This is a genomic window from Pseudomonas sp. KH_040 (assembly GCF_057839305.1).
In genome coordinates, this window is record NZ_CM174487.1 from 5,212,518 (window position 1) to 5,226,346 (window position 13,829).

General features: G+C 59.0%; 11 protein-coding genes and 1 pseudogene. 7 read left to right on the forward strand and 5 right to left on the reverse strand.

Features of this window, described 5'->3' with window-relative positions; translation table 11 throughout:
• Positions 1-55: 55 nt before the first annotated feature.
• Positions 56-2,791, reverse strand: a complete 2,736-nt coding sequence (gene secA / locus AC3IUF_RS23245; protein ID WP_414915492.1) for a preprotein translocase subunit SecA — start codon at positions 2,789-2,791, stop codon at positions 56-58.
• A 308-nt stretch (positions 2,792-3,099) separates the two neighbouring features.
• Here secA and AC3IUF_RS23250 point away from each other — a divergent pair, with 308 nt between their 5' ends.
• Positions 3,100-3,555, forward strand: coding sequence for a DUF721 domain-containing protein (locus tag AC3IUF_RS23250; RefSeq protein ID WP_007912767.1), 456 nt, complete (start codon positions 3,100-3,102; stop codon positions 3,553-3,555).
• Between the two features lie 108 nt (positions 3,556-3,663).
• On the opposite strand, the gene AC3IUF_RS23255 is transcribed toward AC3IUF_RS23250, so the two are convergent.
• Positions 3,664-5,151, reverse strand: coding sequence for a helicase HerA-like domain-containing protein (locus AC3IUF_RS23255; RefSeq protein ID WP_007912768.1), 1,488 nt, complete (start codon positions 5,149-5,151; stop codon positions 3,664-3,666).
• A gap of 189 nt (positions 5,152-5,340) precedes the next feature.
• Here AC3IUF_RS23255 and AC3IUF_RS23260 point away from each other — a divergent pair.
• The 5 genes and pseudogenes from AC3IUF_RS23260 to gpgF form a co-directional block, all read left to right on the forward strand.
• Positions 5,341-6,372, forward strand: a pseudogene (locus AC3IUF_RS23260) (HAMP domain-containing protein); the annotation flags it as partial.
• 93 nt (positions 6,373-6,465) lie between these two features.
• Positions 6,466-7,230: a methyl-accepting chemotaxis protein gene (locus AC3IUF_RS23265; protein WP_371043227.1), complete on the forward strand. Its 765-nt coding sequence runs from the start codon at positions 6,466-6,468 to the stop codon at positions 7,228-7,230.
• A gap of 283 nt (positions 7,231-7,513) precedes the next feature.
• A complete protein-coding gene (gene gpgS, locus AC3IUF_RS23270) occupies positions 7,514-8,626 on the forward strand; it encodes an N-acetylglucosaminyl phosphatidylglycerol synthase (protein ID WP_007912770.1) in 1,113 nt (370 codons plus the stop codon).
• A complete protein-coding gene (gene gpgD / locus AC3IUF_RS23275) occupies positions 8,619-9,395 on the forward strand; it encodes an N-acetylglucosaminyl phosphatidylglycerol deacetylase (protein WP_489279408.1) in 777 nt (258 codons plus the stop codon). Before gpgS ends, gpgD begins: the two co-directional genes overlap by 8 nt.
• Positions 9,392-10,390: a glucosaminyl phosphatidylglycerol flippase gene (gpgF, locus tag AC3IUF_RS23280; protein WP_007912772.1), complete on the forward strand. Its 999-nt coding sequence runs from the start codon at positions 9,392-9,394 to the stop codon at positions 10,388-10,390. Before gpgD ends, gpgF begins: the two co-directional genes overlap by 4 nt.
• Here gpgF and AC3IUF_RS23285 read toward each other — a convergent pair.
• Both AC3IUF_RS23285 and purU read right to left on the reverse strand, forming a co-directional pair.
• A complete protein-coding gene (locus AC3IUF_RS23285) occupies positions 10,374-10,553 on the reverse strand; it encodes a hypothetical protein (RefSeq protein ID WP_007912773.1) in 180 nt (59 codons plus the stop codon). The two genes, gpgF and AC3IUF_RS23285, sit on opposite strands and share 17 nt — an antisense overlap.
• Before the next feature lie 86 nt (positions 10,554-10,639).
• Positions 10,640-11,488, reverse strand: a complete 849-nt coding sequence (gene purU / locus AC3IUF_RS23290; RefSeq protein ID WP_007912774.1) for a formyltetrahydrofolate deformylase — start codon at positions 11,486-11,488, stop codon at positions 10,640-10,642.
• Between the two features lie 336 nt (positions 11,489-11,824).
• Between purU and mvaT the strand changes: the two genes are divergently transcribed.
• Positions 11,825-12,202: a histone-like nucleoid-structuring protein MvaT gene (gene mvaT / locus AC3IUF_RS23295; protein WP_007912775.1), complete on the forward strand. Its 378-nt coding sequence runs from the start codon at positions 11,825-11,827 to the stop codon at positions 12,200-12,202.
• 98 nt (positions 12,203-12,300) lie between these two features.
• On the opposite strand, the gene sbcB is transcribed toward mvaT, so the two are convergent.
• Positions 12,301-13,731 (reverse strand): exodeoxyribonuclease I, encoded by a 1,431-nt coding sequence (sbcB, locus tag AC3IUF_RS23300; protein ID WP_007912776.1) that lies wholly within the window; start codon positions 13,729-13,731, stop codon positions 12,301-12,303.
• Positions 13,732-13,829 lie beyond the last annotated feature (98 nt).

Genomic DNA, 13,829 nt, shown 5'->3' on the forward strand with positions numbered 1-13,829 from the left:
GCCGCGACGGCAGGAGCCGGTCGCGGCGCGGGTATTTCAGCGATTGAAACGGGTTTTACTGGATCTGCCCGTGGCAATGCTTGAATTTCTTGCCCGAACCGCAGTAGCACAGTTCGTTGCGGCCCAGCTTCTGCTCATTGCGAACCGGGGCAGTGGCGAGGGCGACATCGACCTCTTCACCCAGTACTTCCGGCTGCTCCAGACCTGGCGCTTCGGCGTGTTCGAACTGCATGCGGGCGGCCAGTGCTTCGGCTTCCTGACGCAGACGTTGCTCTTCGGCTTCCGGATCTTCGCGGCGCACCTGAACGTGCGACAGCACACGGATCGAATCGCGCTTGATCGAATCGAGCAGCTCGGAGAACAGCGTGAACGACTCGCGCTTGTATTCCTGCTTCGGGTTCTTCTGAGCGTAGCCACGCAAGTGGATACCGTGACGCAGGTGATCCATGGTCGACAGGTGGTCTTTCCACAGATCGTCCAGCACGCGCAGCACAATTTGTTTCTCGAACGAGCGCAGTGCGTCGGCACCGGCCTGATCTTCTTTCTCGTTGTACGCCGCCATCAGCTCGGTCATGAGCTTCTCGCGCAGGGTTTCTTCGTACAGGTGATCGTCTTCGTCGAGCCATTGCTGAATCGGCAATGTCACGCCGAAATCGCTGGCAATCGACGCTTCCAGACCAGCCACGTCCCACTGCTCAGGCAGCGATTGCGGCGGAATATGTGCGCTGACGGTGGCGTTGAGCACGTCCTGACGGAAATCGGCGATGGTTTCACCGATGTTGTCAGCGGCCAGCAACGTGTTACGCATGTGATAGATCACTTTACGCTGTTCGTTGTTGACGTCGTCGAACTCGAGCAGTTGCTTACGGATGTCGAAGTTACGGCCCTCAACCTTGCGCTGCGCCTTCTCGATCGCATTGGTCACCATGCGGTGCTCGATCGCTTCGCCCGGCTGCATGCCCAGGGCTTTCATGAAGTTCTTCACTCGATCAGAAGCGAAGATGCGCATCAGGCTGTCTTCCAGCGACAGGTAGAAGCGGCTGGAACCGGCGTCACCCTGACGGCCGGCACGGCCACGCAGCTGGTTGTCGATACGACGCGATTCGTGACGCTCGGAGGCAATCACCTGCAGACCGCCGGATTCCAGCACTTGCTGGTGACGCTTCTGCCAGTCGGCCTTGATCTGGGCAATCTGCTCAGGGGTCGGGTTTTCCAGCGAGGCAACTTCAACTTCCCAGTTACCGCCCAACAGGATGTCGGTACCACGACCGGCCATGTTGGTGGCGATGGTCAGGGCGCCCGGACGACCGGCCTGCGCGATGATCTCGGCTTCTTTTTCGTGGAACTTCGCGTTCAGAACCTTGTGTTCGATGCCTTCTTTCACGAGCAAAGCGGACATGTGCTCGGAGGTTTCGATGGTGGCAGTACCCACCAGCACCGGACGACCGGCCGCCATGCTTTCCTTGATGTCCGCAACGATCGCCGCGTATTTCTCTTCGGCGGTCAGGAACACCAGGTCGTTGAAGTCTTTACGCGCCAACGGTTTGTTCGGCGGAATGACCATGACCTCCAGACCATAGATCTGGTGGAATTCGAACGCTTCGGTGTCAGCGGTACCGGTCATGCCGGACAGCTTGGTGTACAGACGGAAGTAGTTCTGGAACGTGGTCGAGGCCAGGGTCTGGCTCTCGGCCTGGATGTTCAGGCCTTCTTTGGCTTCGATGGCCTGATGCAGGCCTTCGGACAGACGACGACCCGGCATGGTACGGCCGGTGTGTTCGTCGACCAGTACGACCTGGCCGTCCTGCACGATGTATTCGATGTTGCGATTGAACAGCTTGTGCGCACGCAGACCGGCATACACGTGGGTCAACAGGCCCAGGTTGTGTGCCGAGTACAGGCTCTCGCCTTCAGCCAGCAGGCCGACGCGGGTGAGCATGTCTTCGATGAACTGGTGACCGGCTTCGTTGAGTTCGACCTGACGGGTCTTCTCGTCAACGGTGTAGTGGCCAGCCTTGGTGACTTCGCCTTCGACTTCTTCAACGTGCAGTTCCAGCTGCGGGATCAGTTTATTGATCTCCATGTACAGCTTGGAGCTGTCCTCGGCCTGACCGGAGATGATCAGCGGGGTACGCGCTTCGTCGATGAGGATGGAGTCGACTTCGTCGATCACGGCAAAGTTGAGTTCGCGCTGGAATTTTTCTTCCATGCTGAACGCCATGTTGTCGCGCAGGTAGTCGAAACCGAATTCGTTGTTGGTGCCGTAGGTGATGTCGGCGGCGTACGCCAGACGTTTCTCTTCCGGCGGCTGGAACGGTGTCACGACGCCAACGGTCAGGCCGAGGAATTCATACAGCGGGCGCATCCAGTTGGCGTCACGACGCGCCAGGTAGTCGTTCACCGTCACAACGTGCACGCCCTTGCCGGACAGTGCGTTGAGGTAAACGCCCAGGGTCGCTACGAGGGTTTTACCCTCACCGGTGCGCATTTCGGCGATCTTGCCTTCGTGCAAGGTCATGCCACCGACGAGCTGCACGTCGAAGTGGCGCATACCCATGATGCGCTTGCCGGCTTCGCGGGCGACCGCAAAGGCTTCTGGCAGCAGCTTGTCGAGGGTTTCCCCTTTGGCGATGCGGGCCTTGAACTCATTGGTCTTGGCGCGCAATTGATCGTCCGAAAGGGCCACCATTTGCTCTTCGAAGGCATTGACGAGCTGCACCGTCTTGAGCATGCGTTTGACTTCACGCTCGTTCTTGCTTCCAAAAAGTTTCTTTAACAAAGGCGCAAACATATCGGCAGGATCTTCCACACTAAAGGGATGGAGGGCGGCCCCGTGAGCGTCGCCCGTGCAGCCCTCATGGCCGCATGCGAACGAGCATTCTACCCGGAAACGGAAGTGAGGAAAGTGGCGATGTTCCACGATGCTGGCACTGCGCTTTGACGGGGCTCACTTAAAATAGGGGCGTTTTGCTCAACTTCAAGTCATACAAGGCAGAAGTTAGTTGTTGATTTAATGGGTAAAGCGGGGGCAAAAGCAATGGGCGAGTGAGTTTGGCCTTTCTGCTACCATGGCGATTCTGTTACTTCAGGTGTTCGATCATGGCATTTCGCCCTCTTACGGCCAAAGCACCCGCCGTTCTCTTGCGCGAAGCCAAGCCGCTCAAAGCCATCCTCGGCCATGCCCAGCGCCTGGGCCATTTACAACGCCTGCTCGAAAGCCAATTGCAGCCCGCCGCCCGCGAACATTGCCATGTAGCGTCGTGGCGTGAGGGCAGTTTGTTGTTGATCGTCACCGATGGTCACTGGGCCACGCGCCTGCGTTACCAGCAAAAACGCTTGCAGCGACAATTGCAGATGTTTGACGAGTTCGCGAGTCTGACGCGGATTCTGTTCAAGGTGCAGCCGCCGACGGTTCAACGCGGGTCAGCCGGGCACACGATGGATTTGTCCACGGATGCAGCGGCGACGATTCAGGCCACGGCGGACGGGATCACTGATCCGGGATTGCGCGCGGCGCTGGAGCGCCTGGCGGCGCACGCCAAAGACAAGTCCTGACAGCTATCAATAATTGTAGGAGTGAGCCTGCTCGCGATAGCGGTGAAACAGTCGACATTGTCGTGACTGGCATACCGCAATCGCGAGCAGGCTCACTCCTACATTAGGTCAGCGGCGTTTGCTGCCACCGAGTAAAGAGCCCATCAAGCCGCGTACCAGTTGTTTGCCAAGGTTATTGGCAGCCTGGCGCATCGCCGATTTCAGCGCTTGCCCGGCAGCGGTGCCGAGGAACTCTCCGGCTCTGTCGGCCAGGCTCGGCTCTTCAGGCGCAGGCTTGCCGGCGGGCGCCTCGGCTTCAGGCGCCAGGCCTTTGCGCCCCATCAGAATTTCATAAGCCGATTCACGATCAATCGGCTTGTCATAGCGCCCCTTGAACGGCGAGCCGGCAATCAGCAGCGTGCGTTCGGTTTCGGTCAGCGGCCCGATCCGCGATTGCGGCGGTGCGACCAGTACGCGCTGAACCATTTCCGGCGTGCCTTTCTCGGTCAGCGTGCCGACCAACGCCTCGCCGATCCCCAATTCAGTCAACACCGACAAACTGTCGAACGCCGGATTCGGCCGGAAGCCGTCCGCCACTGCACGTAGGGATTTCTGCTCTTTAGCGGTAAACGCACGCAAGCCGTGCTGGATGCGCAGACCGAGTTGCGCCAGCACGTCATCGGGCAAATCCGCCGGTGACTGCGTGACGAAATACACGCCAACACCTTTGGAGCGGATCAGGCGCACCACTTGCTCAAGGCGCTCCTGCAAGGCCTTGGGCGTATCGCCAAACAATAAATGCGCCTCATCGAAAAACAACGCCAGCAGCGGTTTGTCGGCATCGCCTCGCTCTGGCAACTGCTCGAACAACTCAGCCAGCAGCCACAACAGGAACGTTGCATAGACTTTCGGCGCCTCGTGCACCAGACGGCTGGCGTCGAGCAGATGAATGCGCCCCCGCCCCTCGGCAGTCGGTTGCAGAATGTCTTCGAGTTGCAGTGCCGGTTCGCCAAACAAGGCTTCGGCGCCCTGCTGCTCAAGGATCGCCAGGCGGCGCAACAGCGCCTGACTGGAACCGGTGGTCATCAACGCCGCGTCTTCGCCCAGCAGTTGCGGATTGTCCTTGAGGTGATTGAGCAGCGCCTTCAGATCTTTCAGATCCAACAGCAACAAGCCCTCGCGATCAGCGACCTTGAAGGCTGCGTAAAGCGCCGATTGCTGGCTGTCAGTCAGTTCCAGCAGGCTGCCGATCAACAGCGGGCCCATTTCACTCAAGGTGGTGCGCAACGGATGACCGGACTCACCGTGGATATCCCACAAGGTCACCGGATACGCCTGCGGCTTGTGGTTGAGCCATGGCATCCCGGCGATACGCTCGGCCACTTTGCCCTGCGGGTTACCGGCCGCACCGAGACCACACAGATCGCCCTTGATGTCAGCGGCAAATACCGCGACCCCGGCGTCACTGAACGCCTCGGCCAAACGCTGCAAGGTGACGGTTTTACCGGTACCGGTGGCGCCCGCGACCAGTCCGTGGCGGTTTGCCAGGCGCATGGCCTGAGCAATCTGCTGGCCTGCGAGGTCTGCGCCGATTACGAGTTGCGAGGAGTCAGGCATTTTGTCACCCAATGGTTAATCTTTGATTACGCATGGCCGATACAGAAGAGTGAGAGACCCGACCACAAGTCAGGCCGGACATTTCCCTAAGGAGAGACGGAAATATCAGCTTGTTTTCACCCTTGCCCATTTTGCGCGCTTCTATAAAAGCACGCCCTGGACATTAAGACCTTAGCGGAACCCCAAGCCATGAACAAAAATCTGCGCTTCAGCCATAAAATTTTGCTTGCCGCCGCCCTCATCGTCATCGCCGCTTTCGCCTCGTTTACGCTGTACAACGACTGGTTGCAGCGCAATGCGATCCGCGATGACCTGAACAACTATCTCAACGAGATGGGCGAAGTCACTGCCGGCAATATCCAGACCTGGCTCAGCGGCCGCATTCTGCTGATCGAGAACGCCGCCCAGAACATCGCCATCAACCCGGAACCGGTCAATGTCGCCAGCCTGCTGGAACAGAAAGCCCTGACCTCGACGTTCATGGCGTCCTACCTCGGTGATGCCACCGGCCACTTCACCATCCGCCCGGATGCGAAGATGCCGGACGGTTTCGATCCACGGGTGCGCCCTTGGTATAAAGGTGCCGAGAGCAGCAGCACCTCGACCCTGACCGAGCCGTACATCGACGCCGCCACTGGCCAGTTGATCATCTCCATCGCCACCGCCTCGAAAAAGGCCGGCCAGAGCGTGGGCGTAGTCGGCGGCGACCTGAGCCTGCAATCGCTGGTCGACACCCTCGCCGCCCGCGATTTCGACGGCATGGGTTATGTGTTCCTGGTCAGCGCCGACGGCAAGATCCTCGTGCACCCGGACAAGGCCTTGGTGATGAAATCACTGAAAGAAGCCTATCCGCAGGACACCCCGCGCATCAGCAGCGACTTCAGTGAAGTCACCGTCGATGGCAAGACCCGCATCGTCACCTTCGCGCCGATCAAAGGCCTGCCGTCAGTGAACTGGTACATCGGTCTGTCGGTGGACAAAGATCAGGCGTTCGCGATGCTCAGCGAGTTCCGCACCTCGGCAGTGATCGCGACCGTGATTGCCGTGGCGATCATCATTGCCCTGCTCGGCATGCTGATCCGCCTGCTGATCCAGCCGCTGCATGTAATGACCCGCGCCATGGAAGACATTGCCGACGGCGAAGGTGATCTGACCAAACGCCTGACCATCGTCAATAACGATGAATTCGGCATCCTCGGTACCGCGTTCAACCGTTTCGTCGAGCGAATTCACGGTTCGATCCGCGAAGTGTCTTCGGCGACCGGCCAGGTTAACGAGGTCGCCCTGCGTGTAGTCGCCGCGTCGAACTCGTCGATGTACAACTCCGATCAGCAAGCCTCGCGCACCAGTAGTGTCGCTGCAGCGATCAATCAGCTTGGTGCTGCGGCGCAGGAAATCGCCCGCAATGCCGCCCAGGCTTCGAATCAGGCCAGCGACGCTCGCGGTCTGGCTGAAGACGGCCAGCAAGTGGTCGATCGCAGCATCAAGGCGATGAATCAACTGTCGAGCATGCTCAGCGCATCGAGCAGCAATATCGAGTCGCTGAACAGCAAGACCGTGAACATCGGTCAGATTCTCGAAGTGATCACCAGCATTTCCCAGCAAACCAACCTGCTGGCGCTCAACGCTGCGATTGAAGCGGCACGTGCCGGTGAGGCCGGCCGTGGTTTTGCCGTGGTGGCCGATGAAGTGCGCAATCTGGCGCACCGCACCCAGGAGTCGGCGCAACAGGTACAGACCATGATCGAGGAGCTGCAGGTTGGCGCTCGTGAATCGGTGAGCACCATGAGCGACAGCCAGCGCCACAGCCAGGACAGCGTCGAGATTGCCAACCTCGCCGGGGAGCGCTTGAACAGCGTGACGCAGCGCATTGGCGAGATCGACGGGATGAATCAGTCGGTGGCCACGGCGACCGAGGAGCAGACCGCTGTTGTGGAATCGATCAACGTCGATATCACCGAGATCAATACGCTGAATCAGGAGGGCGTGGAGAACTTGCAGGCGACGTTGCGTGCTTGTTCGGATCTGGAGCAGCAGGCTTCGCGGTTGAAACAGTTGGTGGGTAGTTTCCGCATCTGAAGATCAAAAGCTTTACCCCCTCACCCCAGCCCTCTCCCCCAGGGGGCGAGGGGGAAAGGGAGCCGATCTTCATGCTGTTCAGAACCTGAGTTCGACTGAAGACTTTCAGGTCGATGCATAAAACCCAAACACCTCGGTCAGTCCCCTCTCCCTCCGGGAGAGGGTTAGGGTGAGGGGCTCTTCCGCTCTGAAGCTCTTCAGCTCTACCGCGCAATCCCGACCGAACATCTATTGTTGATAAAGGTCAACCAAGGGAGAACCACGCAGCGGAGGGTTGGTCACCGTGCATATCGCCGACATCACTATGTTCTACGCCCCGGCCAGCGGCGGCGTGCGCACTTATCTGGATGCCAAACACCGCCGGCTCGGGGTCAAACCCGGCATTCGCCACAGTCTGTTGATTCCCGGCGCGCATTTCGGCGAACACGACGGCATTTACACGGTTCCCGCCCCTGCCCTGCCGTTCGGCAAAGGTTACCGCTTCCCTGTACGCCTCGCGCCATGGCGCAATGTGCTGCAGGATTTGCAGCCCGATCTGATCGAAGTCGGCGATCCTTATCTGACCGCCTGGGCTGCGCTGGATGCGCGGCGGCAACTGGACGTGCCGGTGATCGGTTTCTATCACTCGGATCTGCCCTTGCTGGTCGGCAATCGCATGGGCCATTGGGTAACGCCGAATATCGAGGCCTATGTCACCCGGCTTTACGGCAACTTCGACCGGGTCCTGGCGCCCAGTCAGGTCATGGCTGACAAGCTCAGCGGACTCGGCGTGCGCAATGTTTTCGTGCAGCCATTGGGCGTGGACCTGCAGACCTTTCATCCAGACGCGGGCAACCGCAATCTGCGCGCGGAACTGGGCATCGCCGAAGAGACGCGCCTGTTGATTTTCGCCGGGCGCGGTTCGAAAGAGAAAAACCTGCCAGTACTGCTCAATTGCATGAAACGCCTTGGCCCGCGTTATCACCTGCTGTTGGTCGGCTCATCAATGCCCGCTGCCGTACCGGACAACGTCAGTGTGATCGATGAGTTCTGCCCGCCACACAGAGTCGCGCAATTGATGGCCAGCGCAGACGCGTTGGTCCATGCCGGTGATCAGGAAACCTTCGGTCTGGTGATTCTTGAAGCCATGGCCTGTGGCATTCCAGTGGTCGCCGTGGCCGCGGGTGCCTTCGAGGAAATCATCAGCGAGTCCTGTGGCTTGCTGTGCGCGCCGAACAACCCGCAAGCGATGGCCAATGCCGTGCGCGAACTGTTTAGTCGCGGCTGCGTGAAACTCGGCCAACAGGCGCGCGAGCATGTTGAACAGCATTACGCGTGGGACACGGTGGTCGACAGTCTGCTCGATCACTATCACGCCGTCCTCGGCCACACACTGCCACGAGTCGCCAATGGCTGAATCGACGAATCTCCCGGCTGTGCTGCTGGTGCTGCACGACGTGGCGCCCTCGACTTGGGCGGATTACCAACCGTTTGTCGCAGCGGTCGACGCATTGGGACAAGTGCCGATGACGTGGCTGGTGGTGCCGGATTTCCATCGGCACAACGCCCTCAATGCTCACCCGGCGTTTCGCCGATTGCTCGATGAACGCGTTGACCGTGGCGATGAACTGGCCCTGCACGGTTACTTCCATGATGATCAGGAACCCGGCCCGACAACCCCGCACGACTGGTTCATGCGCCGGGTCTACACCCATGAAGGCGAGTTCTACCGCTTGTCCCGCGAGTCCGCCCTCGCCCGTCTGCGCGCGGGTATCGATGTATTTCAGCGTTACGACTGGCCCCTGCACGGTTTCGTCGCCCCTGCCTGGCTGATGAGTGACGGCACCCGCCAGGCCCTGCGTGAGTTGCCGCTGAGCTATACCAGTGATCCGCAGCATCTGTATCGGTTGCCGGAGTTCACCGCCATCAATGCTCCAGGTCTGGTCTGGAGCGCCCGCAGTGCCTGGCGCCGAGGCTTGTCGAAGTTAGTCTGCGAGCAGCGGGAACAGCGCTGGTGCCAGGCACCGGTGATTCGGCTAGGCTTGCACCCGGTGGACATGCGCCACCGTTTCTGCCGCGATTACTGGTTGAAAACCCTTGAACGACTGCTGGCGGAAGGACGCGTACCGATGACTAAAATCGACTGGCTGGCGCAACAGCACAGCCAATGGGAGCGCGCCGCATGAGTCGCGGCATTCTGCTGCTGATCGGCCTGCTCGCGGCCGTGCTGATTCCGGTGGTGCTCGGCGGCAGCGAAACCTGGGCGCGCCTGCAAAGCTTTCCGCTGCACTGGCTGCTGGTGATGTTCGGCATGATCCTGCTGTGCTGGGGCATCAATACCCTGCGTTTACGTTTGCTGCTCGGCGATCAGTGCGATCGCGTCACGCCGATGAAGAGTCTTGGCGTGGTCATGGCCGCCGAATTCGCCTATTGCGCGACACCCGGTGGCAGCGGCGGACCACTGACGATCATGGCCCTGCTGGCCCGATCGGGTGTGCGCCCGGCGCGAGGCAGCGCAGTGTTTGCCATGGATCAGCTGAGTGACCTGCTGTTCTTTCTCTGCGCCCTCAGCGGGATTCTGATTTATGCGTTGTTTCAACACCTCAGCGATCGGCTGGAGTGGCTGCTGATGGTCAGCGCCGTTTCGTTGTTCGGTGGCTTGTTCAGTTGTGTATTGCTCGCGCGTTATCACCGCGCATTGATTCGCCTGAGCGGGCGCCTGTTAGCCAGAATGAACGTCAAGGCCAGCACTCGACGCCGCTGGGCGCGCAAGTTGCTGCACTTTCTCGCCGCGTTCACCGACACGCTGAAGTTGCCCTGGCAGACGCTGAGCAAAGTCTTCGCCCTGACGTGTGTGCATTGGTTGCTGCGTTACAGCGTGTTGTATCTGGCGTTGCGCGGCCTGGGCGCAGACTTGCAATGGGCCTGGAGTTTTCTGGTGCAGATGCTGTCGCTGGGCGCCGGGCAATTCAGTCTGCTGCCGGGCGGTGCGGGGGCGGCGGAGCTGACCTCGGCGGCCTTATTGGCGCCGATGGTGGGGAAATCCACCGCAGCGGCGGCGATCCTGATCTGGCGGGTGGTGACGTATTACTTTTACCTGCTGGTGGGTGGCCCGGTGTTTCTGTTGATGCTGGGGCGGCCGCTGTTGAAGAAGCTGATGAACGTCAGACAGGCTTCTTGACGTCGTCCTGCTGCTGTTCTTTGAGTTGTTCCCACAACTCGGCAGCGCCGGGAAACTCGGTACCATCCTCAGGGCTCATGTCCTCGGGATCATATCGACTCAAACAACCCTCGCCCAACGTTGCCGGAGCTTTGGAAGTGGCTTTGTCCAGTGGATCACTCATGAACATTTCCTCGGGTCAGAAACGGCAAAGGGCCTGGAACGATTGAACGCCCAGACCCTTGGTTTTTCAAGCCTGTGTGGGTTCGATCAGAACACCACAGTCTTGTTGCCGTGCACCAGCACGCGATCTTCAAGGTGATAACGCAGGCCGCGCGCCAACACCATCTTCTCGACGTCACGGCCGAAACGCACCATGTCTTCGATGCTGTCGCTGTGACTGACGCGAACCACGTCCTGCTCAATGATCGGGCCGGCGTCCAGCTCTTCGGTCACGTAGTGGCAGGTCGCACCGATCAGTTTCACGCCACGCAGGGAAGCCTGGTGGTAGGGCTTGGCGCCGACGAACGACGGCAGGAAGCTGTGGTGAATGTTGATGACCTTGTGCGCGTATTCGCGGCACATGTCCGGCGGCAGAATTTGCATGTAACGCGCCAGCACCACCACTTCAGCGTCGTGCTGTTTGACCAGGCGCGACACTTCGTCGAAGGCCGGTTGCTTGTCCTGCGGGTTGACCGGGACGTGATAATAAGGAATGCCGTGCCACTCGACCATGCTGCGCAGGTCATCGTGGTTGGAGATCACGCAGGAGATTTCGCAGTCCAGTTCATCGCTGTGCCAGCGGTGCAGCAAATCGGCGAGGCAGTGGGATTCGCGGCTAGCCATCAGCACAACGCGCTTTTTCTGCTCGGTGTCGGTGATGCGCCAGTCCATCGAGAACTCTTCGGCGATCGGCGCAAACTTCTCGCGCAGCACTTCAATACCGAAAGGCAGCGAATCGGCACGAATTTCGTGACGCATGAAGAACCAGCCGACTTGGTTGTCCGAGTGGTGGCTCGCTTCGGTGATCCAGCCGTTATGGGCTGCCAGAAAATTACTGACTTTGGCAACAATGCCAACGCGGTCCGGGCAAGATATCACCAGCCGAAAAGTGCGCATGAGGGGGAAACTCCAGAACTTCGCAAAGGCCGCCATTCTAGCGGCTGCGCAGGAAAACTGCAGTATTGATCAGCACGGTCCGGGGCAGGCTCGGCATGACGGATGCTTGACGGGGTGATCGTCCACCTGACAGTGATCCCGTGGTATCGCTTGATCAGACAACTGTGAATATCTGTGATGACTGGGTCACACTATTTAACTGAATATTCAATAGATGGCAGTTTCTCGTAACTAATTTAAATAAAAACTCAGGTTAAATGTTTACTTGATGAAACAGCCTGACTATTATTGCGGCACTGTCCCCCTGCCATTCAGCACTCTACTAAGGTAGTAATCATGTCCTTGATCAACGAATACCGCGCCACCGAAGAAGCTATCAAAGAGCTGCAAGCCCGTTTGAAGAACCTGTCCCAAGACGACAAACTGCAAGCCGAGCTGGAATTCGAAGGCAAACTGCGCACCCTGATGGGCGAATACTCCAAGTCCCTGCGTGACATCATCGCGCTGCTGGACCCGGAAGCAAAAACCAAAGCAGTACGCGGCGGCGCAGTAAAAACTACCGGCACCAAGCGTGCTCGCAAAGTTAAACAATACAAAAACCCGCACAACGGCGAAGTCATCGAAACCAAAGGTGGCAACCACAAAACTCTGAAAGAGTGGAAAGCCAAGTGGGGCGGTGACGTGGTTGAAGGCTGGGCTACCCTGCTGGGCTAAGCCGCAACGCCTTCGCAGAGATATCCGCGAAAAAACAAACGCCAGCGAATGCTGGCGTTTTTTTTATGCCCGGCATTTAAGCCCGGTCATGTTCGATTTCAAAGACTCAAACGTTTGCGTAATGCCTGGACATAATTTTGCCATTCATTGAGCACTTCACTCTGCAGCGGCGTGGCATTAAGTGACCACTGCTCTGCCGCTTCTGTAAAAGACTTCAAGGTATTCGGCGCGCCCCATTCAGGCGCGGACAAGCGCTGCTGACAAAATAATCTCCAGCGTTCTTGCTCTTCGAAATTCAACGTCTCGGGAAAGTTGCGTGCGCGATATCGAAAAAGTAATTCGGGCAAACGTTCGTCATCGAAAGGCCATTGCTCTTGCGCTAGTTGTGACGGGTCGGCGCTCCTCACTTGCTCACATAGACGCCGGTCGCGGTCACCGATAAATCCGTCGTACAACTGTTGTTCCGGATCCTCACTCGGAATGAAATCTTCGCTGACATAAATTTCCGCTACTTTATCTTTCCAAACTTGTTGTGCGTCAGTTAGCCGCAGTGCTCGCTGTTGATACAGGGCCATGTCCAGCCCCAGACGTTGCTGATCCTGCGCGCGCAAAACCGCAAGCGGTGCCACCACCGGACAACGGTTGATGTGAATCAGCTTGAGCGGCACCGGCAACTCGCCTTCCAGCAAGTCGTCGCGGCGCGTGTACAAACGCTCGCGCAGGGTTTGCGCGTCGAGATCGAGCAACCCCTGCGGATCGAGGTGCAGGTCGCAGACGATCAGGGCATTGCGGTTTTTCGGGTGCCAGGCCAGTGGCAGCACCACACCGACATAACTGCGTGCTGCCGAGAAACGCCCGGAAACATGCACCAGCGGCTGCAGCAGGCGAATCTGATCCATGACTTTTTGCTTGCTGCGCAACTGGAACAGCCAGTCATACAGTTTTGGTTGTTTCTCGCGGATCAACCGCGCCAGTGCGATGGTCGCGCGTACGTCTGACAACGCTTCGTGGGCATGCCCGTGATCGATATTGTTCGCGGCCGTCAGGCGTTCGAGCTTGAGGGTCACCCGGCCTTCGTCATCGGTCGGCCAGACCAGGCCGTCAGGACGCAGCGCATAAGCGGCGCGCACCACATCAATCAGATCCCAACGGCTGTTGCCGCCCTGCCACTCCCGGGCGTACGGGTCGAAGAAATTGCGATACAGACTGTAACGGGTCATCTCGTCGTCGAAGCGCAGCGTGTTGTAACCGGCGCCACAGGTGCCCGGTGCCGCGAGTTGGGCATGCACGCGAGTCATGAAATCAGCCTCGCTCAAACCCTTTTCGGCGAGCTGGCTCGGGGTGATGCCGGTGATCGCGCACGCTGCCGGATGCGGCAGGATGTCTTCGCTGGGCTGGCAATAAAGATTGACCGGCTCGTCGATCTCGTTGAGCGCATGGTCGGTGCGGATCCCGGCCACCTGCAACGGGCGGTCGTTACGCGGATTGATGCCAGTGGTTTCGTAGTCGTACCAGAAGATTGAAGTCACGGGCGGTTCCTGAACTGAAGATCGGCAAAGTCTAGGCGCTCGACCGCGCTCGCGGCCAGCCTCGCGTCATTCAAACACTTCGCGCTTCACGATGTGCA